The organism is Comamonas sp. NyZ500 (genome assembly GCF_016772095.1).
GTDB lineage: Bacteria > Pseudomonadota > Gammaproteobacteria > Burkholderiales > Burkholderiaceae_C > Comamonas > Comamonas thiooxydans.
In genome coordinates this window covers 14,199-38,136 of the sequence record NZ_JAEIJE010000020.1, presented here as the reverse complement: position 1 = coordinate 38,136, position 23,938 = coordinate 14,199, and the positions used below count along the sequence as shown (strand labels likewise).

Sequence of the window (23,938 nt, the reverse complement as noted above, 5' to 3'; positions counted from 1 at the left end):
ATATCTGAAAACATTGCATATCAGGCGCAAGAAGCTCCTCTTTTCAGAGTATTCAAACGCTCTTGCCACCATAGCGCACCATCAGGGCCTGTTGGGCGCCCTTGCCCTCCAGCGGACGCGCGGGCTTTTGGTAAACGCCCGAGGCATCCAGCGTCCAGGCATCGCGGTCGTCGCCCAGATAGGCCACCAGGCACTCGTCGATCACACGCTGGCGCAGCTTTTTGTCAAGCACCGGCCAGGCCAGCTCCACGCGGCTGAGCATATTGCGATTCATCCAGTCGGCACTGGACAGCAGCAGCTCTTCTTCCTGGCCCCAGGCAAAGTAGAAGACGCGTGAATGCTCCAGAAAACGGCCGATGATGGAGCGCACGCGGATATTGTCCGTCACGCCCGGGCGCTGCGCCGGCAGCATGCATGAGCCGCGCACGATGAGATCGATCTGTGCGCCCTTGCGGCCGGCCTCGACCAGGGCGCGAATCAGGGGCTCGTCGGTCAGCGCATTCATCTTGAGCACCATGCGTGCCTTCTCGCCCCGCGCCGCTGCGGCGGCCACCAGGCCGATCAGCTCCAACATGCGGTTTTGCAGATGGAACGGCGCCATGACCAGCTTTTGCAGCTTGGGCATGGTGTTATGGCTGGACAGGTGGCGAAATACCGCATCCATATCGGCCGTGATCTCGTCATCGCAGGTCAGCTGGCTGATGTCGGTGTAAAGGCGCGCGCTGCGGGCGTTGTAGTTGCCCGTGGACAGATGGGCATAGCGCTTGAGCTGGTTGTTGCGCTTTTCACGGCGCGTGATGAGCAGCATCTTGGCATGGGTCTTGAGGCCGACCACGCCGTACACCACCTGCACGCCCAGCGACTCCAGCTTTTCCGCCCAGTTGATATTGGCCTCTTCGTCAAAGCGCGCCTTGAGCTCCAGCACGGCCAGCACCTCCTTGCCGCGGCTCACGGCCTCGGCCAGCAGGCTCATGATCTCGGAGTCGGTGCCCGTGCGGTAGATGGTCTGCTTGATGGCCAGCACCTGCGGATCGTTCACGGCCTCGCGCAGCAACTCCAGCACGCCATCGAAACTCTCGAAGGGCTGATGGATGATGATGTCGCTCTTGCGCATCTGCGCCAGGATGGATCGGCCTGGCACGAGCTGCGTGGGCCAGGCCGGCTTCCACTTGGGAAACAGCAGGGCCGGGTCGTCGACCAGATCGATCAGCTGCATCTGGCGCACCAGATTCACCGGCCCCTTGACGCGGAACAGCGCCTCGGCCGGCAGGCCGTATTGCTCCAGCAGCAGGTCAGAGAGCACCACAGAGCAGGACGAGGACACCTCCAGACGCACGGCCTGACCGTAGTGACGGTGGTGCAGGCCCTGGCGCAGGGCCATGCGCAGATCCACCACATCGTCTTCGTCCACGGCCAGATCGGAGTGGCGGGTGACACGGAACTGCGAGAACTCCGACACTTCGCGCCCCGGGAACAGCTCGGCCAGATGGGCACGCACCACGCTGGAGATGCTGACAAACAGCTTTTGCTTGCCCGAGATCTTCTCGGGCAGACGGATCAGGCGCGGCAAGGCACGCGGCACCTTGACGATGGCCACTTCATTGGCCCTCCCGAAGGCATCCACGCCATTGAGGCGCACGATGAAATTCAAGGCCTTGTTGGCGACCTGCGGGAAGGGATGCGACGGATCGAGCCCCACCGGCATCAGCAGGGGCTGCACCTCGCGCATGAAGTACTCGCGCACCCATTTGCGCTGCGCCACGCTACGCTCGCCGTGAGAAACCAGGCGAATCGCATGCTTGTCGAACGCGGGAATGATGGACTGGTTATAGAGCTGGTACTGCTTGGCCACCAGGCCGTGGGCCGTGGTCATCAGTCGCTCGAAGCTGGCGCGCGAGTAAGGCCCCTGTTCATCACCGACCTTGGCGGCCGAGACATGAGGTGCACAGCGCACCTCGAACCACTCGTCGAGATTGGAAGACACGATGCACAGATAGCGCAGGCGCTCGAGCAGCGGCACATCCTCGCGCTCGGCCCAGTTCAGCACGCGCTCATTGAAGACCAGAATGCTTTGATCGCGGTCCAGCAGCTCCAGAGTCGGCTCGATCACAGGCGGCATGGCTACCTCGTTCTTGGACGCCGCTCGGCGTCGGCGCGGCGCTTTTGCAGGGGCCGGTGTCGCTGCGTCAGAAACGGCACCGGGCACACCATGGTGCCCGGCCGCCCCGGCTTGCGCAACTGCAGCCGGTTCGCTCGCGCAGTTGTCGACCGCCGTCGTGACGGGAGGCACAAGCGAGATATGCGCCAGACCCAGGGATGCGGGTCCCGCCTCATGCGCCTGACTATCGGTCTGCGAGGTCACTGGGGAAACTGCAACCGGATCCTGCCCTGAAGATGAAGTGATGGAAGTGGAAAAAAAAGAGTCGGAACCAGATACGGATTGGGACATGTGGCAGCAGCCTGCGAAAGCTTGAAGCGCCCCTGAGGGCATGTCCGCAGTCTGCCCATGGTTTATGACAATTAGATGACCAAAAGATGACTGTCATCGTTGTTCATGACAGTCATCAGGGTTTGCGCAGCTTCAGCTGGCCCTGACCACCTCGGCCAGACGCTCGGCACAGTTGCTGGCCATGTCCGCACTCCTGGCCTCGACCATGACTCGCACCAGGGGCTCGGTACCGCTGGGACGGATCAGCACACGGCCGTCGCTGCCCAGCAGCTTTTCGACCGCTGCCTGCTCACCAGGCAGCTTGGCGTTGCTCTTCCAGTCCTGGCCAGGCTGCAAGCGCACATTGATCATGACCTGGGGGAACAGCTTCACGGACTCCAGCCACTGGGCAATGGTCTTCTTCGAGCGCACGCAGGCTTGCAGCACCTGCAGTGCACTGACCAGGCCGTCACCGGTCGTGTGCTTGTCCAGCGCCAGCAGGTGGCCCGAGCTTTCGCCGCCCAGCTGCCAGCCCTTGGCATTGAGCGCCTCCAGAACATAGCGGTCTCCCACCTTGGCACGGACAAAACCCACGCCCTGCTCCTTGAGCGCCTGCTCCACCGCCATATTGGTCATCAGGGTTCCCGCCACACCGCTGACTACGTCGCCGCGAGCCAGACGATCGGCCGCCATGAGATAGAGCAACTCGTCGCCGTTGTAGAGACGGCCTTGCGCATCGACCAGTTGCAGACGGTCGGCATCGCCGTCCAGCGCCACGCCATAGTCGGCATTGTTGGCACGCACCGCCCTCACCAGCGCTTCGGGATGGGTCGCGCCAACTCCCTCGTTGATGTTCAGGCCGTCCGGGGAGCAGCCGATTTCCACCACATTGGCACCCAGCTCGTGAAAGACCTTGGGAGCAATCTGATAGGCCGCGCCATGGGCCGCATCCACTACGATCTTCAGGCCCCGCAACGACAGGCTGTGATCGAAAGTGCTTTTGCAGAACTCGATATAACGGCCGGCGGCATCGGCCAGACGTCGCGCCTTGCCCAAAGAGGCTGAATCCACCCAGACGGGGTCTTCCTTGAGAGCGGCCTCCACATCCTCTTCCCAGGAATCAGGCAGCTTGGTGCCCTCGGCACTGAAGAACTTGATGCCGTTGTCATAAAACGGGTTGTGGCTGGCGCTGATCACCACCCCCAGGCTGGCGCGCTGGGCACGCGTCAGATAGGCCACGCCCGGTGTCGGCAAGGGGCCAAGCAACATGACATCGACACCGGCAGAGTTGAAGCCCGACTCGAGCGCGCTCTCCAGCATGTAGCCAGAGATACGGGTGTCCTTGCCGATCAGCACCAGAGGGCGCTCTTGCGTGCGACGCAACACGCGCCCCACGGCATGCGCCAGGCGCAGGGCAAAGTCAGGCGTGATTGGCGACTTGCCCACCGTGCCGCGAATCCCGTCGGTGCCGAAATACTGTCGTGCCATATTCTCGTTGTCCTTTTTAGATTCAATACTCTGTCATCAGGCCTGCAGCGCTTGCGCATCATGCATGGCCTGCCAGACTGCCAGCGCAGCCACCGTATCCTTCACATCGTGGACACGCACAATTTTGGCCCCACGCTCGACCGCCAGCAATGCCGCCGCGACGCTGGGCACCATGCGCTGATCCACAGGCAGGCCGGTCACCTGCCCCAGCGAGCCCTTGCGCGACCAACCCGCCAGCAAGGGGAAGTCTAGGCCCAGCAGCTCACGCTGATGTGCAAGCAAGGCAAAATTTTGTACCACGCTCTTGCCGAAACCAATACCGTAATCCCAGGCGATGCGGGAGCGAGCAACGCCTGCATCGAGCAAAGGCTGAGTCACCTGCAGCAGAAAGTCCCGAACTTGAGCCACGGCATCGCCCTGCATATGCTCCAGGTGCATGTCTTGCGGGGTCTTGTGCATATGCATCAGGCACACGCCACAGCTGGCGTGCCTGCTCACCACCTCGAAGGCACCGGGCTGGCGCAGCGCCCAGATGTCGTTGATGATGTCCGCCCCCAGATCCAGAGACGCGGCCATGACTTCGGGCTTGTAGGTATCGATGGAGATGGGCACGTTGAGCTTGACGGCTTCACGCAGCACGGGCAGAACGCGAGCCAGCTCGTCTTCGAGACTCACAGCGGGCGACCCCGGCCTGGTGGACTCGCCACCTATATCCAGAATATGCGCCCCTTGCTCCAGAAGCAGCTCCGCATGGGCCATGGCCTGGGATACACCGGCATGCCTGCCTCCGTCCGAAAAGGAATCCGGGGTCACATTCACGATGCCCATGACCTGAGGCTTGTCGAGCTGCAAGAGAAAACGCGAGGTTTGCCACTGTTGCGACATAAATCTTCCGATATCTGAGAGTGCAAAAACAAAAGGCCCCTGAGGGACCTTTTGTGTGTGAGGCTTGGCGCTCAAGCCGTAGTCGGCGAGGGCTCGGCATTCGATGCGGGATTGCCTCCCGAGGAATTGCCACCATCCGACGAGGGTGGGTTGCGAGGCGTCCAGTCCTTGGGAGGACGAGGCTCCTTGCCTGCCATGATGTCGTTGAGCTGCTCGGCGTCAATCGTCTCCCAGTCCAGCATGGCCTTGGCCATGGCATGCATCTTGTCGCTGTTGTCTTCGATCAGCTTGCGCGCCAGAGCATATTGCTCGTCGATGATGCGACGCACTTCGTCGTCCACCTTCTGCATGGTGGACTCGGACAGATTGGAGCCACGGCTGAAGGTACGGCCCAGGAAAGGTTCGCCTTCCTGCTCGGAATAGACCATGGTGCCCAGGGCATCGCTCATGCCGTAGCGCGTCACCATGTCACGGGCGATCTGGGTCGCGCGCTCGAAGTCGTTGGACGCACCAGTCGTCATCTGGTTCATGAAGACTTCTTCGGCGATACGGCCACCAAACAGCATGGCGATCTGGTTGAGCATGTACTCCTTGTCATAGGAGTAGCGGTCCTTCTCGGGCAGGCTCATGGTCACGCCCAGCGCACGGCCGCGCGGGATGATGGTGACCTTGTGCACGGGATCGCACTTGGGCAGCAGCTTGCCGATGAGGGCATGGCCGGCTTCATGGTAGGCCGTGTTGCGGCGCTCTTCCTCGGGCATGACCATGGTCTTGCGCTCGGGGCCCATGATGATCTTGTCCTTGGCCTTCTCGAAGTCCTGCATCTCCACGGTGCGCGCATTGCGGCGTGCCGCCATCAGCGCAGCTTCGTTGCAGAGGTTGGCCAGATCGGCGCCCGACATGCCGGGCGTGCCGCGCGCAATGATGGCGGGGTTCACGTCCTGGCCCACGGGAATCTTGCGCATGTGCACGTTCAGGATCTGCTCGCGGCCGCGGATATCGGGCAGCGTCACATAGACCTGACGGTCGAAACGACCGGGGCGCAGCAAGGCCGCATCCAGAATGTCGGGGCGGTTGGTTGCAGCCACCACGATCACACCGAGGTTGGTCTCGAAACCGTCCATCTCGACCAGCATCTGGTTCAGTGTCTGCTCGCGCTCGTCGTTGCCGCCGCCCATGCCGGCACCGCGCTGGCGACCGACGGCGTCGATTTCGTCGATGAAGATGATGCAAGGCGCATTCTTCTTGGCGTTCTCGAACATGTCGCGCACGCGGGCCGCACCCACGCCGACGAACATTTCAACGAAATCGGAACCCGAGATCGAGAAGAAAGGCACCTTGGCTTCGCCCGCGATGGACTTGGCCAGCAGCGTCTTGCCGGTACCGGGAGGGCCGACCAGCAGCAGACCGCGGGGAATGCGGCCGCCGAGCTTCTGGAACTTGTTGGGGTCCTTGAGGAAGTCCACGACTTCCTTGACTTCTTCCTTGGCCTCATCGGCACCAGCCACGTCGGCAAAGGTGACGGTATTGCTGTTCTCGTCGAGCATGCGCGCCTTGGACTTGCCGAAGCTGAAGGCGCCGCCCTTGCCGCCACCCTGCATCTGGCGCATGAAGTACACCCATACGCCGATCAACAGCAGCATGGGGCCCCAGCTCACGAGCAGCGTCATGAGCAGCGAGCCTTCTTCACGCGGCTTGACGTCGAACTTGACGTTGTTGTTGATCAGGTCGCCCACCAGACCGCGATCGAGGTAGGTGGCCGTAGTGCGGATCTTGCGGTCATCGGTGGTGGTGGCTACGACCTCGGTACCGCCAGCACCTTCCTGAATGGTGGCGCTCTTGATACGGTTGTTGCGCACTTGCTCCAGGAATTCCGAGTAGCCAACATGAGAGGCACCGCCAGCACCTCGGGTGTCAAACTGTTTGAACACCGTAAACAGCACCATGGCGATGACCAGCCAGACGGCGACTTTTGAAAACCACTGATTGTTCAAGCGGGGCTCCAATGGAATATTCAGACGTAAAGGCCCGGAGGGGACTCCAGACCTAGTTGAGGTTCATTTTAGGTGTTTCAAGCGCCAAAGACGCCTATTTCCCCCTATAGCGGCCATAGGCAAGGTATGGCCCAGCAGGCAATCTGCCCTAAGCCTGTGTTTTATCAAGGCTTTGCGCTATCAGTTTCACTGGTTTGCTGCAGCAAGGCATGAGGTCAAATGCCCCTATGCAAGCCGGCAACTCCGTCAAGAGCCCTGCTTGAGACCCATCCCCACCAGGAAAATCTCGGCAGACCGGTCGCGCGATGCCTTGGGCTTGATGGGCTTGACCACCTTGAAGGTCTGCTTGAACAGATCCACCAGCTCGTTATAGCCGCTGCCGTGGAAAAGCTTGACCACCAGCGCGCCCTCGGGCTTCATGTTGTTGATCGCGAAATCGACGGCCATCTCGATGAGCACCGCAACCCGCGCCCCATCCGTGGCACCATGCCCCGACAGATTGGGCGCCATGTCCGAGACCACCACGTCGGCCTTGCCGCCGCCCATTGCCTCTTCAAGCTGCGCCAGCACCGCCTCTTCACGAAAGTCGCCCTGGATGTAATGCACGCCCTCGATGGGCTCCATGGGCAGCAGGTCCAGCGAGATGATGCGGCCGTTGAGCTCGCCCACGGCCGCACCGCTGGGCGAGAGACGACGGCGCACATACTGGCTCCAGGCGCCGGGCGCGCAACCCAGGTCCACCACGGTGTGGCCGGGCTGAATCAGCTTGAGCGACTCGTCAATTTCCTTGAGCTTGTAGGCCGCGCGCGCACGATAGCCGTCCTTTTGGGCAGCTTTCACATAGGGGTCATTGATGTGATCGTGCAGCCAATTCTTATTGACCTTCTTGCTTTTGGTTTTCGTTTTCATGCCTGAATTCTCGCAGCCTTGATAATACGGGTATGCCCCAAATTGAATTAACTCCCGCGCAGCGCCGGGAACACCGCGCCGAAGCCCACCATCTGGACCCCGTCGTCCTCATCGGTGGCGATGGTCTGACCACTGCCGTTCAAAAGGAAGTGGACGCCGCACTCAATGCCCATGGTCTGATCAAGGTCCGCGTTTTCGGCGACGACCGTGCAGCCCGCGAGCAGATCTATCAACAACTCTGCGACGAGCTGAACGCGGCTCCCATCCAGCACATCGGCAAGCTGCTGGTGCTGTGGCGCCCTATTCCCGAAAAGGAAAAGGCCTTTGACGAAGACCGCATGCCCGGTCCTCGCGACGTCAAGGTGCTCAAGTTCGGCCGCGCCGGCCAGAAGCCCGAAGTCAAGCAGCTGCGCGTGCTCGGCAACCAGCGCCTGACCGCCGGCGGCACCATCAAGCGCGCCAAGCCCAAGCAGAAGTCGGTCAAGAAAGGCCGTCAGGACTGATCTGCCGATCCGCCCTGTCTGCCCGCCCCATTGCCTTATTTCCTCGCCGAGACCGCCAACCCATGGTTCAGACCACACAGCAGCAACGCCACATTCTTTGCATGAAATGGGGCACCAAATACGGCCCGGAGTACGTCAACCGACTCTATGCCATGGTGCGCCGCCATCTCAGCGGAGATTTTCGCTTTGTCTGCCTGACCGACAGCACAGAGGGGATTCGCTCCGAAGTGGAGTGCTTTCCCATCCCCGACCTGAACATCCATCTGGCGCCCGGCCAGCGTGACGGCGCCTGGAAGAAGCTCACCACCTTCGAGCGCGACCTGCATGGCCTCAAGGGTCAGGCGCTGTTCCTGGACCTGGACGTGGTGATTGTGGGCAGCCTCGACGAGTTCTTCACGCTGCCCGGCGACTTCCGCATCATTCACGACTATCCGCGTTTCTGGCGCTTTGGCGAACGCATTGTCGGCAACTCCTCGGTCTACCGCTTCGAGCTGGGTGCCCATGCCGATGTGCTGGAGCATTTCCGCGCGCACACCGAAGAGATGCGCGGCAAGTACCGCAACGAGCAGGAGTATCTGTCGCACTTTCTGCACAAGCAGGGCAAGCTGGACTACTGGCCTGCCGCCTGGTGCCCCAGCTTCAAGTACTACTGCATTCCGACCTGGCCCAGCAACTACTGGAAGGAGCCGGTGCCGCCGGCCGATGCGCGCATCGTGATCTTCCACGGCGAAGTGAACCCGCCCGACGCGCTGGAAGGCCGCCGCAACAAGCGCTTTCGCCATATTGAGCCAGCCAGGTGGATCGAGAAGGCCTGGGGCTGAAGGACGGCTGCAGTTGCAGCCTCAAAAACAAAAGGCGTTGACCGCGAGGTTCAACGCCTTTTTTGTGCTCGCCTGACCGATGGATCAGCGATATTTGGCATCGACCAGCGGATGCCCCTTCATGCGCGAGAGAATGGACAGCGGGCTGGCCGCCGGGTTGTATTCGCTGCCTGGCGGCAGGAACAAGGTCTGCTCCAGCATGTACTGCCCGGACATGACGGCATGCACTGCCTGATCGGAGAAACACACCCAGGTGGAACCTGCCGCGAAAGGCACGGTTTCCTGGGGAGCATTTTTCTGATAGTCGGGATCGCCCTTCATGCCGTCATGCAGCTGCAGCATCAAATGGTCGTATTCGCTGCGATAGGACTTGGTCACATGCAGCAGCTCCAGCACCTTGGCCTGCCAGGCGCTGTAGGGCTTGGCACGCGGCACAAAACGCTTGGCCACATCGGTGAAAGGCTCGCCCACACGCCAGACCCGGGGCTGGCCATCCGGATTGACATTGGTGAAGACGCGCAGAATGCGCTCGCCATAGTTGGGCCGCGAAGGAAAGGCATCCACATGCATGCGCTTGTCGTCGGCACGCCAGGACTGCGCCCGCGTTTCCACCTGCGAAGGTCGGTAGCTGGTGGGTGCCATGCGCACCACCGGCATATAGGCGGGAAACAGGCCGGCGATCAGCGCCGTGGCCTGCTCGCGAAAGCGTCTGACCATGCCCGCCACCTGGGCCTGCGTGGCCTCGTCGCCTGCCACACCCTTGATCGAGCCATCCACATTGAGGCTGATATTGCGCGTCTTGGGATCGCGCACATCGGGGCGCAGCAGCGCTTTTTCCTGCTCGGTCAGCTGAAAGCTCAGCTGCGGAAAATACAGCACCTTGCCGGCTTCGACGGCAGCAGTCCATTCATCGCGCCCCTGGACCTGGCTCCAGTCGGTCGCGTCGATTTTTACGATTTGAGATTCCATGGCTTCGGCAGTGTACTCCCGGCAGCTGGGGCGGGCTTGCACTGGATCAAGCCGGCTTGCGAGCACCCGCCACACGCCACAGCACGACGGCGGCGCACAGCCACTGCAGCGCATACATGCCGGTGCCCACGCTGTGCCAGAGTCTGAGGTTCTCGCGCGCCACGATCTTGGGCGACACGCCATACTGCACCAGCAGGGCCAGCAACATGCCGGTGATCACAAAACCGATAGCTGCCTGCGCCCATTGCTCAAGCTTTTCAGCATGTTTTCGCTTTGAAAACACCAGCAGCAGAGCGCAACATGCTATGGAAATCCAAGTCTGCGCAGCAAACAGCTTGGCTGCCATAAAACCCGCCAGAGCCGGCGCGGGCAGATGGGCAAACAGCATGGGCACGGCCACAAAGCCGATGGCCGACAAACTGCCCCACCAAAGAGCAGCGCAAAAGAAAGGCAGGCGTTCAAACATAGTGACCAGTCTGTAAACCGGCACAGCCCAAGCAAAGGACATCAAGCAAGGGCCGCCCCGCAGCGAGGATGTCGTCCCCTCCCGAAGAGAGAGGGGAAGGCGCGCAGCGCCTCAGGGGTGATTAGATGTACTTTACGCCCACGATTTCATAGCGACGCTCGCCGCCCGGTGCCTGCACCACGGCGGTATCGCCCTCTTCCTTGCCGATCAGGGCACGGGCAATGGGGCTGGACACATTGATCAGGCCGTGCTTGAGATCGGCCTCGTCCTCGCCCACGATCTGGTAGGTCACGGGCGAGCCGCTGTCTTCATCTTCCAGGTCCACGGTCGCGCCGAACACCACGCGACCGCCGGCATCCAGCTCGGTCGGGTCGATGACCTGCGCGGCAGACAGCTTGCCCTCGACCTCGAGGATGCGGCCTTCGATGAAGCCCTGCTGCTCCTTCGCGGATTCATATTCGGCGTTTTCGCTCAGGTCACCCTGAGCACGGGCCTCTGCAATGGCTTGAATGACCGCGGGACGATCCACAGTCTTCAGGCGTTGCAGTTCCACTTTGAGCTTTTCTGCTCCGCGCTTGGTGATTGGGATGGTGGCCATGATCGAGTCTCCAAATTCAGCAAACGCCGCGCCAAGCGCGGCACCTCTCGCACAGTCCTGAGTGACAACGTCAAACAGGGGCCTGTGCCCCAAAAGCAAACCGCCGCACGTTGCCGCGCGGCGGTTCAAATACATTACCGCAGATTATGCCGTGTTTGCCGCGGCACAAGTGCGGTAAAAACCCGGCAGCCCTTGCGGGCTGCTTCGGGCGTCAGGCTTTTCAGGCCTTGGTCAGCATGGCATGCAGCTCTTGCACCGAGTGCACGTCCAGATTGCCGCGCATGGCCTTCATGCCTTCCACGGCCGCTTCCGCGCCGAAGATGGTGGTGAAGGTAGTCACACGTGCCAGCAGCGCGCTGGTACGGATCTGGCGCGAGTCGGCGATGGCATTGCGACGCTCTTCCACGGTGTTGATGACCAGGGCAATTTCGCCGTTCTTGATCATATCCACGATGTGAGGACGGCCTTCAGTCACCTTGTTGACCGCTTGCACTTCCAGGCCAGCCTCAGCAATCGCTGCAGCTGTACCGCGTGTAGCGCACAGGCTGTAGCCCATGGCAACCAGTTCCTTGGCCACGGCCACGGCACGGGTCTTGTCGTTGTTCTTCACCGACAGGAAGACCTTGCCTTCGGCAGGCAGGTGCACGCCGGCACCCATCTGGCTCTTCACAAAGGCTTCGCCAAAGGTCTTGCCCACGCCCATGACTTCACCGGTGGACTTCATCTCGGGGCCGAGAATGGTGTCCACACCAGGGAACTTCACGAACGGGAACACGGCTTCCTTGACGCTGAAGTAAGGCGGTGTGACTTCCTTGGTGATGCCCTGCTCGGCCAGCGTGTCGCCGGCCATGCAGCGTGCAGCCACCTTGGCCAGTTGCACGCCGGTGGCCTTGGAGACGAAGGGCACGGTGCGCGAGGCACGAGGGTTCACTTCCAGCACGTAGATCACGTCCTGACCGTCCGCTTCCTTGATGGCGAACTGCACGTTCATCAGGCCCACCACATGCAGGCCTTCGGCCATGGCTGCGGTCTGGCGCTTGATCTCAGCGACGGTTTCGGCCTTCAGGTAGTAAGGGGGCAGCGAGCAGGCGGAGTCACCGGAGTGAACGCCGGCTTGCTCGATGTGCTCCATCACGCCGCCGATGTACACGGCACCGGTCTTGTCGCGCACGCAGTCCACGTCGCACTCAATGGCGTTGGACAGGAAGTGGTCCAGCAGCACTGGAGAGTCGTTGGAAACCTTCACGGCTTCGCGCATGTAGCGCTCGAGGTCACGCTGCTCGTGCACGATTTCCATCGCACGGCCGCCCAGCACATAGGAAGGACGCACCACCAGGGGGTAACCCAGGCCGGCAGCCTTTTCCAGGGCTTCGGCTTCGGTACGCGCAGTGGCGTTGGGAGGCTGGCGCAGACCCAGTTCGTTGAGCAGCTTCTGGAAGCGCTCGCGGTCCTCGGCGGCGTCGATCATGTCGGGCGTGGTGCCGATGATCTTCACGCCTTCGCGCTCCAGACCCAGTGCCAGCTTCAGAGGCGTCTGGCCGCCGTACTGCACGATCACGCCTTCGGGCTGCTCCACGTCCACGATTTCCAGCACGTCTTCCAGCGTCAGAGGCTCGAAGTACAGGCGATCGGAAGTGTCGTAGTCGGTGGACACGGTCTCGGGGTTGCAGTTGACCATGATGGTTTCGTAACCATCTTCGCGCATGGCCATGGCGGCGTGCACGCAGCAATAGTCGAACTCGATGCCCTGGCCGATACGGTTCGGGCCACCGCCCAGCACCATGATCTTCTTCTTGTCCGTGGGAGCTGCTTCGCACTCTTCGTCATACGTGGAGTACATGTATGCGGTGTTGGAAGCGAACTCGGCCGCGCAGGTGTCCACGCGCTTGAACACGGGACGCACCTTCAGCGCCTTGCGCGCTTCGCGCACGGCCTTGTCGCTGGTGTGCAGCAGCTTGGCCAGACGGCGGTCGGAAAAGCCCTTTTGCTTGAGGGTGCGCAGAGTCTGGGCATCCAGAGCCGCCAGAGCGCCTTCGCCCTTGGCTTCGTAGAGCTTGTCCAGGTCGAGTTCGATCTTGACGATCTCCTCGATCTGCACCAGGAACCACTTGTCGATCTTGGTGATGTTGTGCACCTCGTCCAGCGACCAGCCGGCAGCAAAAGCATCACCCACATACCAGATGCGGTCGGGACCGGGCTCGCCCAGCTCCTTTTCCAGGATTTCGCGGTCCTGGGTCTTTTCGTTCATGCCGTCCACGCCCACTTCCAGGCCGCGCAAGGCCTTCTGGAAGGATTCCTGGAAGGTACGGCCGATGGCCATCACTTCGCCCACGGACTTCATCTGCGTGGTCAGGCGGTTGTCGGCAGCAGGGAACTTCTCGAAGGCGAAACGCGGGATCTTGGTGACTACGTAGTCGATCGAGGGCTCGAACGAAGCGGGGGTCTTGCCACCGGTGATTTCGTTCTTGAGCTCATCCAGCGTGAAGCCCACGGCCAGCTTGGCCGCGATCTTGGCGATGGGGAAGCCCGTGGCCTTGGAAGCCAGTGCCGAGGAACGCGAGACGCGGGGGTTCATCTCGATGACGATCATGCGACCGTCCTTGGGATTCACCGAGAACTGCACGTTGGAGCCGCCCGTGTCCACACCGATTTCGCGCAGAACGGCCAGAGATGCATTACGCATGATCTGGTATTCCTTGTCGGTCAGTGTCTGGGCCGGCGCCACGGTGATGGAGTCACCGGTGTGCACGCCCATGGGGTCCAGGTTTTCGATGGAGCAGACGATGATGCAGTTGTCGGCGGTGTCGCGCACCACTTCCATCTCGTACTCTTTCCAGCCCAGCAGGGATTCTTCGATCAGCAGCTCGTTGGTGGGCGAAGCCTCCAGACCGCGCTTGCAGATGGTTTCGAATTCCTCGGGGTTGTAGGCAATGCCGCCGCCGGTGCCGCCCAGCGTGAAGCTGGGGCGGATGACGGTGGGGAAGCCCATCTGCTTTTGCACGGCCCAGGCTTCGTCCATGGAGTGGGCGATGCCGGAGCGCGCGGAGCCCAGACCGATCTTGGTCATGGCGTCCTTGAACTTCAGACGGTCTTCGGCCTTGTCGATGGCTTCGGGCTTGGCGCCGATCAGCTCGACCTTGTACTTGTCCAGCACGCCGTTCTTCCACAGGTCCAGCGCGCAGTTCAGCGCGGTCTGGCCGCCCATGGTTGGCAGGATGGCATCGGGGCGTTCCTTGGCGATGATCTTCTCGACCGTCTGCCAGGTGATGGGCTCGATGTAGGTGACGTCGGCGGTAGCCGGGTCGGTCATGATCGTGGCAGGGTTGCTGTTGATCAGGATGACCTTGTAACCCTCTTCGCGCAGGGCCTTGCAGGCCTGCACGCCGGAGTAGTCAAACTCGCAGGCCTGACCGATCACGATGGGACCGGCGCCAATGATCAGAATGCTTTTTAGGTCGTTGCGCTTAGGCATTTTTGTGTTTCTCCATCAGCGCTGTGAAGCGGTCAAACAGATAGCCGATATCGTTGGGGCCGGGCGATGCTTCGGGGTGACCCTGGAAGCAGAAGGCAGGCACATCGGTGCGCTCCAGACCTTGCAGCGTGCCGTCAAACAGGCTGATGTGGGTGGCGCGGGCATTGGCGGGCAGCGACTCCAGCTCCACCGCGAAACCGTGGTTCTGGCTGGTGATGCTGACGTGGCCGGTGTCCAGGTCCTTGACGGGGTGGTTGGCACCGTGATGGCTGTTCTGCATCTTGAAGGTCTTGGCACCGGAGGCCAGAGCCATGATCTGGTGGCCCAGGCAGATACCGAACACCGGCATCTTGGCTGCCATGATCTCTTGCACAGCGGCAATGGCGTAGTCGCAAGGCGCGGGGTCGCCAGGGCCGTTGGACAGGAACACGCCGTCGGGGTTCAGGGCCAACACATCCTTGGCTGGAGTCTGGGCGGGCACGACGGTCACGTCGCAGCCGCGCTCGGCCAGCATGCGCAGAATGTTCTTCTTCACGCCGAAGTCATAGGCCACAACCTTGAACTTGGGCGATTCGAGCTTGCCGTAGCCTTCGCCCAGCGTCCACTCGGCCTCGGTCCATGGGTAGGACTTGTCGGTGGACACGACCTTGGCCAGATCCAGCCCCTTCATGCTGGGGGCGGCCTTGGCGGCGGCGATGGCCTCGTCGATCCTGGCCTGGGTGACTTCTTCACCAGCGGCCAGACCCACGATTGCGCCGTTCTGCGCGCCTTGGTCACGCAGCAGTCGCGTGAGCTTGCGGGTGTCGATGTTGGCGATGGCGACGGTCTTACCTTCGGTCAGGTACTCGGACAGCGTCTGGGTGCTTCGGAAGTTGCTGGCCAGCAGGGGCAGGTTCTTGATGATGAGACCTGCGGCATGGATCTTGTCAGCTTCGACGTCTTCAGGATTGACACCGTAGTTGCCGATGTGCGGATACGTGAGCGTCACGATCTGCTGGCAATAGCTGGGGTCGGTGAGGATTTCCTGGTAGCCGGTCAGCGAGGTGTTGAAAACGACTTCGCCAACAGTGGTGCCTTGCGCACCAATCGAGTTGCCAATAAAGACCGTGCCGTCTGCGAGCGCCAGAATGGCGGATGGGAAATTTCCCTTGAGAGACAAAAGCACTGGGTTCTCCGGTTTTTTAATTACGGTTACGCCCAACGAAGCCCCGGCGTGTGCGCTGGGACATTTGTGTCTGCAGGGAATGGCGAGGAAGCGTCGCTAGGCGTATGAAGGAATGCTTGAAAGCCGCCCATTATAGGCTCTGTCCGCTTCACCCCTTTGAAGCGCCCCGGGATTACCCTCTACGGCGTAGCATGCTTACGCTGCTCGCATGCAGGCAGATCGCGGCCGCAGCAGCCACATTGAGTGACTCCTCACCTCCAGGCTGCGCAATGCTGATGCGGTGCCGCGCCATCTCCATCAGCGCATCGCCCACACCCTGCCCTTCATGGCCCATGGCCCAGGCACAGGGCCATGGCAGGTCGGCCTCATGGATCAATGTCCCCTGATGGGAGCTGGTCACTACCAGGGGCACTTGCAGGCCTTGCACCTCATCGACCGAGGCCGCCTCGACCAGATGCAGGCCGAAGTGAGCACCCATGCCGGCACGCAGCACCTTCTGACTCCACAGTGCGGCCGTGCCCTTGAGCGCCAGGATCTGGGTGAAGCCGAAGGCCGACGCGCTGCGCAGGATGCTGCCCACATTGCCGGCATCCTGGACGCGGTCCAGCACCACGGTGGCAACGCCCGGCTGCACCTGCACACCCGCATCCCAGTCCATCACATAGCCCATGCGGGCAGGAGATTCCAGAGCGCTGATCTCGTCGAACAAGGCATCTGCCAGCACCACGACCTTGCCGGCAGCCTGCACCCACTCCTCGGGCGCCTGAGGCCAGAAAGACTGCGCAAAAACGGCAAGCTTTGGTTTCAGACCCCGCACCAGGGCCGCACGGCAAAGATGATCGCCTTCAAGCCAAACCTGCCCCTGTTTGCGATAGGCCGTGCTGTCCTGGGACAGACGGCGCAGTTCTTTGACGAAAGCGTTGTCGCGCGAATGAATGTCCGCGACCTGGGGGCGTGCAGCCATGTCGACCTCTGAGAAAAAACAAAAACCCTGCATGCAAGCGCCTGGCCGGGCTTGAAACAAGTACACGACTTACGCAAAACGGGTTCAGGCAAGACGACTGCCTCAGAAGGCAGGCCGCTGCAGCATTCTTGTTTGCGTAAGTCCCAAAGAAGATAGAGCGTCCGAGGCGGCCCTGCGCCGCACTCGGGAATGCAGACAATGTCGATCAGGCGCGCATCAGACGTAGAGCGATGCCTGCGACATCAGCAGGCTGGACGTCACACCCGACAGCCCGGTCTCGCACAGCACAGGCTGCGCCATGCCGCCTGCACACACCTGGCCGGCTTGCAGCACCTGGGCCACGGGTGCAAAAGAGCGCCTGTGCTCTGCCGTCGCACCATGGGCGCGCAAGGCCTGCAGATGCGCGGCCGTGCCATAGCCCTTATGTCCGGCAAAGCCGTACTGCGGGTACTGGGCATCCAGGCGTTCGCACCAGCGGTCACGCGTGACCTTGGCCAGGATCGAAGCTGCGGAAATGGCCTGCACCAGCGAGTCCCCCTTGACGATGGCCTCGGCCTGCACATCGATCTGCGGCAGCTGGTTGCCGTCCACCAGCACCAGCACGGGCTTGAGACGCAGGCCCATCACCGCGCGACGCATGGCCAGCAGCGTGGCCTTGAGGATGTTGATCTCGTCGATCTCCTGCACCGAAGCCTGAGCTATGCAAAAGCACAGCGCCTTGGCACGGATCTCGTCGTAGAGCACCTCGCGGCGGTTGGCCGTGAGCTTCTTGGAGTCATTAAGCCCGGCAATGGGCTTCAGATCGTCCAGGATGACGGCGGCAGCCACCACCGGACCGGCCAGCGGGCCGCGCCCTGCCTCATCCACCCCGGCAACCAGCCCGGGCGGATGCCAGGGCAGGCAGCCTTGCTCAAGCAGCGGGGGTGGCAATGATTTTTTGGATCGCATGGGCAGCCAGTTCGGCGGTATCGCGGCGCAGTTCGTGATGTAGCGCGGTGAAGCGCTCAACCAGCGCTTCAATGGTGGCAGGAGAATCCTGGCTGGCTCTGAGCCAGCCCAGTGCGGCCTGGGCCAGCGCCTCGGGTGTTGCCGCATCCTGCAGCAGCTCGGGCACGACAAAATCGCCGCACAGAATATTGGGCAGGCCCACCCAGGGCTGCAGCTGTTTGCGCTTCATCAGGCGCCAGCTCCAGGGATGCATGCTGTAGCTGATGACCATGGGGCGCTTGTAGAGCGCCGCCTCCAGCGTGGCGGTGCCGCTGGCAATCAGCGTGCAGTCGCAGGCTGCCAGCACATCATGGGACTGGCCCTTGACGATGAGGCATTTGCCCTGCATGCCGGCCTCGGCCGCAATGCGCTGCACCTCTTCGTACAGCGAAGGCACGGCCGGCACCACGATCCGGGTCTGAGGCAACGCCTTCTGGACCAGCGCCGCCGCCTTGAAAAAGCCTGAGGCAATGTAGCGCACCTCGGAGCGGCGGCTGCCGGGCAGCAAGGCCAGCACCAACCCCTCTTCGGCCAGGCCCAGGCGCGCACGCGCGGCCGCTCTATCGGGGTGCAGCGGAATCACCTGCGCCAGCGGATGACCGACGTAGGTGGCTTCGATGCCATGCTGGGCCAGCAGTTCGGGCTCGAACGGGAAGATGCACAGCACATGGTCGGCTGCGCGACGGATTTTCTCCACGCGATCGGCACGCCAGGCCCAGATCGACGGACAGACAAAGTGCACGGTCTTGATGCCGGCTTCACGCAAGCCGGCTTCCAGCCCCAGGTTGAAGTCGGGGGCATCCACACCGACAAAGACCGAGGGCGGATGCGCAATCAGGCGCTGACGCAGCTTTTTGCGAATACCGAGCAACTCGGCCACTCGCGCCAGCACTTCCCAGCTGTAACCGTGCACGGCCAGTCGCTCTGACTGCCACCAGGCGTCAAAGCCGCGCTCCTGCATCCTGTCGCCGCCTATGCCCATGGAGCTCGCATCGGGCCAGCGCTGACGCAGACCGTCGAGCAACAGCGAAGCCAGCAGATCGCCCGAGGCCTCGCCTGCCACCATGGCAATGCTGGGCGCTATGGAATCTGGAGCAGCTTGCGCCTGCTTATTAGTCATTTCAGAGCTATTCACGTCTCAAACTCAGATAGGGACAACGCGAGCCGCTATCAACGTGTAATGCCGTTGCTTGCCGATGCCAGAAAGGACTGCATGAAGTCCACGTCCTGCACTGCTTCAGGCGTTGCCGACTTGATCGCATCCATGGCCGCAATGGCATGTTCCAGCGTCAGCCCCTGGCGGTACAGCAGCTTGTGCATTTCACGCACGGCGGCAATGCGTGCATCCGAGAAGCCACGACGCTTGAGACCGATCAGATTCACGCTGCGAGCGGCCAGCGGATTGCCATCCACCGTCATGAAGGGCGGCACATCCTTGTTCACATGAGCCTGAAAGCCCACCATGGCATGTGCACCTATGCGCATGCGCTGCAGCACACCGGTCAGGCCACCAATCGTCACCCAGTCGCCGACATGCACATGGCCTGCCAGCGTGGTGTTGTTCGCCAGTGTGGTCTGGTTGCCAATGATGCAGTCATGCGCGATATGCACATAGGCCATGATCCAGTTGTCATTGCCGATGGTCGTCTCGCCACGATCCTGCGTGGTCCCCGTATTGAAGGTACAGAACTCGCGCACCGTGTTGCGATCGCCGATCACCAGACGTGTGGGCTCGCCCGCGTACTTCTTGTCCTGGGGCTGCGCACCCAGCGATGCAAACTGGAAGATGTGGTTGCCTTCACCAATGGTGGTGTCGCCTTCGATCACGCAATGCGCGCCCACCTTGCTGCCGGCGCCAATGCGCACCCTGGGGCCGATGACGGCATACGGCCCCACCGACACCGAGGTGTCAAGCTGGGCCGCAGGGTCCACCACGGCGGTGGGATGAATCAAGCTCACAGCCGCCATCAACGCTTATCCCACGTGACGCATGGTGCACATCAGCTGAGCTTCAGCGGCCACTTCGCCATCCACGCTGGCGACGGCGTTGAACTTCCAGATGCCGCCACGCACGCGGTCGATGGTGATCTCCAGGGCCAGTTGGTCTCCCGGCACCACGGGGCGCTTGAAGCGTGCCGAGTCGATACCCACGAAGTAGTAGATATTGTTTTCATCGGGCACCTGGCCCATGGCGTCGAAGGCCAGCAGGCCGGCAGCCTGGGCCAGGGCTTCAAGAATCAGCACGCCGGGCATGACCGGACGACCGGGGAAATGCCCGGTGAAGAACGGCTCGTTGAAGGTGACGTTCTTGATCGCCTTGATGCGCGTGTTGCGCTCAAGCTCCAGCACCCGATCCACCAGAAGAAAGGGATAGCGGTGAGGCAGTTGCTTGAGAATTTCTTGAATATCCATCATCAATTTCCGTTGTTGCTTTGCCGGCCCTCAGCCAGCGCTTGTTCAAGCTTCTTGACCCGCTCCCGGAGCGTGTACAACTGCCTGAAGGTTGCAGCGTTCTTTTCCCATTGCTCGTTCTCTTGCAACGGAAAGATGCCTGTATAAAAACCTGCCTTGGGCAAGGAGCGAGTGACCATGGAGGTCGGCGAAATCACCGTGCCATCCGCAATCGTCAAATGCCCCAGAATATTGGCGGCTCCACCAATCTGGCAGCGCTTGCCGATGCGCGCACTGCCGGCAATACCGGTATTGCCGGCAATCACCGTATGCGCACCAATGTGCACATTGTGGGCAATCTGCACCAGATTATCGATCTTGACGCCATCTTCAATGACGGTGTCATCAAGTGCCCCACGATCCACGCAGGTGTTGGCACCGATTTCCACATCGTTGCCGATGCGCACGGCCCCCAGCTGCTCTATCTTTTCCCATTGGCCCGCCGAGGGCGCGAAGCCGAAGCCGTCGGCACCGATGACCACACCGGGATGCAGAATGCAGCGCTCGCCCAGCACACAGCCCTGGCTGATGGTGACGCGCGATTTCAGCACCGTATCGGCACCGATGACCGCGCCTGCCTCCACCACGCATTGCGGCCCCACATAGGCACTTTCATGCACCTGGGCCGTGGCATCCACCACCGCACTCGCATGGATGCCGCGCGGCCTGCCGCCCTGCTGGTGCGCCTTCCACCACTGGGTGGCACGCGCGAAATAGGCATAAGGATCGGCCGTGACAATGCAGGCGCCACGCTGCGCTGCTTCATCACGCATCGTCGGCGCCACAATGACACAGGCCGCCTGTGAGGCGGCCAGTTGCTGGCGATAGCGGGGATTGCTTAAAAAGCTCAGATCACCGTGGCCCGCAGAGTCCAGTGGAGCGATGCGCGAGATAGGCATCTCGCGCTCGCCACCTACCAGTTCTCCACCGAGCGCATCGAGAATCTGTCCCAATAGAACGCTCACAAAAGTATCCTTGGGATTACTTTGTGCCGTTCAGGGCCTTGATGACCTTGTCGGTGATATCAAACTTGGGGTTGATATACACGGCCTCTTGCAGGATGACGTCGTACTTTTCAGTCTCGGCCACTTGCTTGACAACCTTGTTAGCACGATCCAGCACGGTGGCCAGCTCTTCATTCTTGCGAGCGTTCAGGTCTTCCTGAAATTCACGGCGCTTGCGCTGGAATTCACGGTCCTGATCCACCAGCTGACGCTGGCGCGAAGCACGCTGGCTCTCGGACATGGTGGTAGCTTCACGCTCGAACTTGTCCGAGGCGTTCTTCAAGGAATTGCCCTGATCGACCAAATCCTTTTCACGCTTAGAAAACTCCTGCTCAAGCTTGGCTTGGGCAGCCTTGGCAGCGGATGCCTCACGGAAGATACGATCCGTGTTCACAAAGCCGGCCTTGAATTCCTGTGCATGCGCAGAGACGGCCATGGCGCCAAGCAGCACAGCCAAAGAAAGATGGCTAGAGAGAGATTTCATTAGAAAGATGTTCCGATTTGGAATTGCAGTTTCTGGATTCTATCGCCGGTTTCCTTACGGATTGGCTGAGCATACGCCAAACGCAGAGGGCCCAGCGGCGAAATCCAACTAATACCGATACCGGTGGAAGCACGCAAGGTTCCCAGATCCATGCTTTCACCTTCCGCCCACACATTACCCACGTCCACAAAGCCGAACAGACGCAGTGTTCTGTCATTACCGGCACCCGGGAACGGGACCATGAATTCGCCATTCAAGGTCAGCTTGCGCGTACCGCCCAAGGCCAGATTGGTATTCACTGAGTCACGACGCCCCAGAGAGCCCTGCTCGAAGCCACGCACCGAACCCAGACCACCCGAGTAGAAATTCTTGAAGATGGGATAGGGATTGCCGCCCAGGCCCTTGCCCCAGCCCATCTCGCCGTTCAGGGCAATCGTGTACTTCTTGTTCAGCGGAATATATTGCTGAATCTGGTAGTTGGCCTTCGCATAGCGCATATCGCTCATGAACGAGGCCTCCAGATTCACACGCTGATAGCGACCGGCATTGGGTGCCAGAGCACTGTCGCGGTTATCACGAGACCATCCCAGAGTCAGAGGGATACCGGTCTTGGAGCAGCCTATGTTCTGGCCAGGCAGACCACCGCAATACTCGTTGTAGACCGCCGGCATATAGGTGCCAGGCTTGATCTCATTGCCTTCAACACCGGCACCGAAGAAGATGGTGTCCACTTCGCTGAAGGGCACACCGAAGCGCACGCTGGCACCCTTGGTGATGATCTTGTAGGCGCCATCGTCATAGTAGGGACGGATGGTGCGGTAGTACAGGTCATAGGTGCGCGAGATACCGGTATCCGTGAAGTACGGATTGGTTGTCGACACCACCATGGTGCGGTTGTACTTGCTGGTGTTGACATCCAGACCCAGGTAGTTGCCCGAACCGAACACGTTTTCCTGCTTGATGCCGAAGGACAGCGAGACCTTTTCAGCGCTGGAAAAACCTGCGCCCAGCTGGATCGAGCCTGTGGGCTTCTCAACCACATTGATCATCAGATCGACCTGATCGGGGGATCCGGGCACTTCCTGGGTTTCAATGTCGACCTGGGTGAAGAAGCCCAGACGGTCCACACGGTCGCGCGACAGCTTGATCTTCTGGCCGTCGTACCAGGAGGCCTCGAACTGGCGGAACTCGCGGCGAATCACTTCGTCGCGGGTCTTGTTGTTGCCGCTGACGCTGATGCGACGGATGTAGGCGCGACGCGAAGGCTGTGCTTGCAACACGATGGCCACGCGATTGTTGGCGCGATCGATCTCGGGCACGGCCTCCACCTTGGCGAAGGCAAAACCGAAATTGCTGTAATAGTCGGTAAAAGCCTTGACGGTCTCGGAAACCTGGTCGGCGTTATAGGGCTCACCGGGCTTGATCTTGACCAGCGACTTGAACTCGTCGTCACGATCCAGATAGTTGCCTTCGAGCTTCACGCCAGAGACCACATACTGATTGCCTTCGTGAATATTCACGGTCAGGCCGATATTTTGCTTGTCCGGAGAGATGGCGACCTGGGTGGACTCCACACGGAACTCCAGATAGCCGCGCTGCAGATAGTAGGATCGCAGCGACTCCAGATCGGCATTGAGCTTGTTGCGAGCGTAGCGGTCAGACTTGGTGTACCAGCTCATCCAGTTGCCTGTGTCCTGATCGAACAGGTCCTTGAGCGTCGATTCCTTGAAGGCCTTGTTGCCCACAATGTGGATTTCGTTGATCTTGGCCGGCTCACCTTCGGAGACGGTGAAGGTCAGGTTCACTCGGTTGCGCTCGATAGGCGTCACCGTGGTCACCACTTCAGCGCCATACAGACTGCGGTTGATGTACTGGCGCTTGAGTTCTTGCTCGGCGCGATCAGCCAGCGCCTTGTCGAAAGGGCGGCCATCGGCCAGGCCCACGTCACGCATGGCCTTGAGCAGAGTGTCCTTGTCGAACTCCTTGGTGCCGGCAAAGTTCACCTCGGCAATGGTGGGGCGCTCTTCCACAACCACCACCAGCACATTGCCATTGGCTTCGAGACGCACGTCCTTGAACAGACCCAGAGCAAACAACGAACGAATGGCAGCCGCGCCCTTTTCGTCGTTGTAGTCATCGCCCACGCGCAAAGGCATAGAGGCGAACACCGTACCGGGCTCCACTCGCTGCAAACCCTCGACGCGGATATCTTGAACTTTGAAGGGCTCCAATGCCCATGCTGCTTGCGCAGCTAAAACCATAGCAGCCAGGGCAGTTGCAGAGCGCACGCCCAAGCGATTGAAATGTTTTTTCATGAGTGGAAATCGCCGCGAATGCGGCCTACCGTAGC

20 protein-coding genes are annotated in these 23,938 nt (G+C 61.1%); 2 read left to right on the top strand and 18 right to left on the bottom strand.

Going from position 1 to position 23,938, the window contains the following annotated elements; all coding sequences use genetic code 11:
- Nucleotides 1–52: 52 nt before the first annotated feature.
- From ppk1 to JAO85_RS21705, 5 genes are all read right to left on the bottom strand, one after another.
- Nucleotides 53–2,119: a polyphosphate kinase 1 gene (gene ppk1 / locus JAO85_RS21725; protein ID WP_012839114.1), complete on the bottom strand. Its 2,067-nt coding sequence runs from the start codon at nt 2,117–2,119 to the stop codon at nt 53–55.
- Between the two features lie 462 nt (nt 2,120–2,581).
- Complete coding sequence (gene glmM / locus JAO85_RS21720; protein WP_003067335.1) at nt 2,582–3,916, bottom strand: phosphoglucosamine mutase; 1,335 nt, start codon at nt 3,914–3,916, stop codon at nt 2,582–2,584.
- Nucleotides 3,917–3,952: 36 nt separating this feature from the next.
- Nucleotides 3,953–4,801: a dihydropteroate synthase gene (gene folP / locus JAO85_RS21715; protein ID WP_003067337.1), complete on the bottom strand. Its 849-nt coding sequence runs from the start codon at nt 4,799–4,801 to the stop codon at nt 3,953–3,955.
- A gap of 71 nt (nt 4,802–4,872) precedes the next feature.
- On the bottom strand, nt 4,873–6,795 hold the full coding sequence (gene ftsH, locus JAO85_RS21710; RefSeq protein WP_003067340.1) for an ATP-dependent zinc metalloprotease FtsH: 1,923 nt from the start codon (nt 6,793–6,795) through the stop codon (nt 4,873–4,875).
- A 246-nt stretch (nt 6,796–7,041) separates the two neighbouring features.
- Nucleotides 7,042–7,704 carry an RlmE family RNA methyltransferase gene (locus JAO85_RS21705; protein ID WP_003053442.1) on the bottom strand — a complete coding sequence of 221 codons (663 nt, stop codon included), beginning with the start codon at nt 7,702–7,704 and terminating at the stop codon, nt 7,042–7,044.
- A 32-nt stretch (nt 7,705–7,736) separates the two neighbouring features.
- Between JAO85_RS21705 and JAO85_RS21700 the strand changes: the two genes are divergently transcribed.
- Complete coding sequence (locus tag JAO85_RS21700; protein ID WP_003067342.1) at nt 7,737–8,207, top strand: YhbY family RNA-binding protein; 471 nt, start codon at nt 7,737–7,739, stop codon at nt 8,205–8,207.
- Between the two features lie 62 nt (nt 8,208–8,269).
- The gene (locus JAO85_RS21695) at nt 8,270–9,028 is read left to right on the top strand and encodes a glycosyl transferase (RefSeq protein ID WP_012839116.1); all 759 of its coding nucleotides are present in this window, start codon (nt 8,270–8,272) and stop codon (nt 9,026–9,028) included.
- Between the two features lie 84 nt (nt 9,029–9,112).
- Here JAO85_RS21695 and JAO85_RS21690 read toward each other — a convergent pair whose 3' ends face one another.
- The 13 genes from JAO85_RS21690 to bamA all read right to left on the bottom strand — a co-directional run bounded on the left by JAO85_RS21690 (nt 9,113) and on the right by bamA (nt 23,903).
- The gene (locus JAO85_RS21690; protein ID WP_202789006.1) at nt 9,113–9,997 is read right to left on the bottom strand and encodes a Kdo hydroxylase family protein; all 885 of its coding nucleotides are present in this window, start codon (nt 9,995–9,997) and stop codon (nt 9,113–9,115) included.
- 46 nt (nt 9,998–10,043) lie between these two features.
- Nucleotides 10,044–10,463 carry a DUF4149 domain-containing protein gene (locus JAO85_RS21685; protein ID WP_202789005.1) on the bottom strand — a complete coding sequence of 140 codons (420 nt, stop codon included), beginning with the start codon at nt 10,461–10,463 and terminating at the stop codon, nt 10,044–10,046.
- Between the two features lie 121 nt (nt 10,464–10,584).
- Nucleotides 10,585–11,061, bottom strand: a complete 477-nt coding sequence (gene greA, locus JAO85_RS21680) for a transcription elongation factor GreA (RefSeq protein WP_034392680.1) — start codon at nt 11,059–11,061, stop codon at nt 10,585–10,587.
- A 220-nt stretch (nt 11,062–11,281) separates the two neighbouring features.
- Entirely contained in the window at nt 11,282–14,533 is a 3,252-nt protein-coding gene (gene carB, locus JAO85_RS21675) for a carbamoyl-phosphate synthase large subunit (RefSeq protein ID WP_003067353.1), read from the bottom strand.
- Entirely contained in the window at nt 14,526–15,698 is a 1,173-nt protein-coding gene (gene carA, locus JAO85_RS21670) for a glutamine-hydrolyzing carbamoyl-phosphate synthase small subunit (RefSeq protein ID WP_012839119.1), read from the bottom strand. The genes carB and carA overlap by 8 nt, the downstream gene beginning before the upstream one ends.
- A 172-nt stretch (nt 15,699–15,870) precedes the next feature.
- A complete protein-coding gene (locus JAO85_RS21665; protein WP_202789004.1) occupies nt 15,871–16,662 on the bottom strand; it encodes an RNA methyltransferase in 792 nt (263 codons plus the stop codon).
- Between the two features lie 216 nt (nt 16,663–16,878).
- Nucleotides 16,879–17,610 carry a ribonuclease HII gene (rnhB, locus tag JAO85_RS21660; protein WP_034362608.1) on the bottom strand — a complete coding sequence of 244 codons (732 nt, stop codon included), beginning with the start codon at nt 17,608–17,610 and terminating at the stop codon, nt 16,879–16,881.
- On the bottom strand, nt 17,573–18,769 hold the full coding sequence (gene lpxB, locus JAO85_RS21655; RefSeq protein WP_087865803.1) for a lipid-A-disaccharide synthase: 1,197 nt from the start codon (nt 18,767–18,769) through the stop codon (nt 17,573–17,575). Before lpxB ends, rnhB begins: the two co-directional genes overlap by 38 nt.
- Nucleotides 18,770–18,819: 50 nt before the next feature.
- On the bottom strand, nt 18,820–19,608 hold the full coding sequence (gene lpxA, locus JAO85_RS21650; protein ID WP_171832531.1) for an acyl-ACP--UDP-N-acetylglucosamine O-acyltransferase: 789 nt from the start codon (nt 19,606–19,608) through the stop codon (nt 18,820–18,822).
- 15 nt (nt 19,609–19,623) lie between these two features.
- Nucleotides 19,624–20,064, bottom strand: a complete 441-nt coding sequence (fabZ, locus tag JAO85_RS21645; protein WP_003053425.1) for a 3-hydroxyacyl-ACP dehydratase FabZ — start codon at nt 20,062–20,064, stop codon at nt 19,624–19,626.
- Entirely contained in the window at nt 20,064–21,065 is a 1,002-nt protein-coding gene (gene lpxD / locus JAO85_RS21640; RefSeq protein WP_012839123.1) for a UDP-3-O-(3-hydroxymyristoyl)glucosamine N-acyltransferase, read from the bottom strand. Before lpxD ends, fabZ begins: the two co-directional genes overlap by 1 nt.
- Before the next feature lie 16 nt (nt 21,066–21,081).
- The gene (locus JAO85_RS21635) at nt 21,082–21,588 is read right to left on the bottom strand and encodes an OmpH family outer membrane protein (RefSeq protein ID WP_012839124.1); all 507 of its coding nucleotides are present in this window, start codon (nt 21,586–21,588) and stop codon (nt 21,082–21,084) included.
- The gene (gene bamA, locus JAO85_RS21630; RefSeq protein ID WP_012839125.1) at nt 21,588–23,903 is read right to left on the bottom strand and encodes an outer membrane protein assembly factor BamA; all 2,316 of its coding nucleotides are present in this window, start codon (nt 23,901–23,903) and stop codon (nt 21,588–21,590) included. The genes JAO85_RS21635 and bamA overlap by 1 nt, the downstream gene beginning before the upstream one ends.
- Nucleotides 23,904–23,938 lie beyond the last annotated feature (35 nt).

What these genes read in the sequence shown, in the direction of transcription:
- ppk1 (WP_012839114.1), bottom strand. Translation starts at nt 2,119, where the DNA reads ATGCCGCCTGTGATCGAGCCGACTCTGGAGCTGCTGGACCGCGATCAA.
- glmM (WP_003067335.1), bottom strand. Translation starts at nt 3,916, where the DNA reads ATGGCACGACAGTATTTCGGCACCGACGGGATTCGCGGCACGGTGGGC.
- folP (WP_003067337.1), bottom strand. Translation starts at nt 4,801, where the DNA reads ATGTCGCAACAGTGGCAAACCTCGCGTTTTCTCTTGCAGCTCGACAAG.
- JAO85_RS21705 (WP_003053442.1), bottom strand. Translation starts at nt 7,704, where the DNA reads ATGAAAACGAAAACCAAAAGCAAGAAGGTCAATAAGAATTGGCTGCAC.
- JAO85_RS21700 (WP_003067342.1), top strand. Translation starts at nt 7,737, where the DNA reads ATGCCCCAAATTGAATTAACTCCCGCGCAGCGCCGGGAACACCGCGCC.
- JAO85_RS21695 (WP_012839116.1), top strand. Translation starts at nt 8,270, where the DNA reads ATGGTTCAGACCACACAGCAGCAACGCCACATTCTTTGCATGAAATGG.
- JAO85_RS21690 (WP_202789006.1), bottom strand. Translation starts at nt 9,997, where the DNA reads ATGGAATCTCAAATCGTAAAAATCGACGCGACCGACTGGAGCCAGGTC.
- JAO85_RS21685 (WP_202789005.1), bottom strand. Translation starts at nt 10,463, where the DNA reads ATGTTTGAACGCCTGCCTTTCTTTTGCGCTGCTCTTTGGTGGGGCAGT.
- greA (WP_034392680.1), bottom strand. Translation starts at nt 11,061, where the DNA reads ATGGCCACCATCCCAATCACCAAGCGCGGAGCAGAAAAGCTCAAAGTG.
- carB (WP_003067353.1), bottom strand. Translation starts at nt 14,533, where the DNA reads ATGCCTAAGCGCAACGACCTAAAAAGCATTCTGATCATTGGCGCCGGT.
- JAO85_RS21665 (WP_202789004.1), bottom strand. Translation starts at nt 16,662, where the DNA reads ATGGCTGCACGCCCCCAGGTCGCGGACATTCATTCGCGCGACAACGCT.
- rnhB (WP_034362608.1), bottom strand. Translation starts at nt 17,610, where the DNA reads ATGCGATCCAAAAAATCATTGCCACCCCCGCTGCTTGAGCAAGGCTGC.
- lpxB (WP_087865803.1), bottom strand. Translation starts at nt 18,769, where the DNA reads ATGACTAATAAGCAGGCGCAAGCTGCTCCAGATTCCATAGCGCCCAGC.
- fabZ (WP_003053425.1), bottom strand. Translation starts at nt 20,064, where the DNA reads ATGATGGATATTCAAGAAATTCTCAAGCAACTGCCTCACCGCTATCCC.
- JAO85_RS21635 (WP_012839124.1), bottom strand. Translation starts at nt 21,588, where the DNA reads ATGAAATCTCTCTCTAGCCATCTTTCTTTGGCTGTGCTGCTTGGCGCC.
- bamA (WP_012839125.1), bottom strand. Translation starts at nt 23,903, where the DNA reads ATGAAAAAACATTTCAATCGCTTGGGCGTGCGCTCTGCAACTGCCCTG.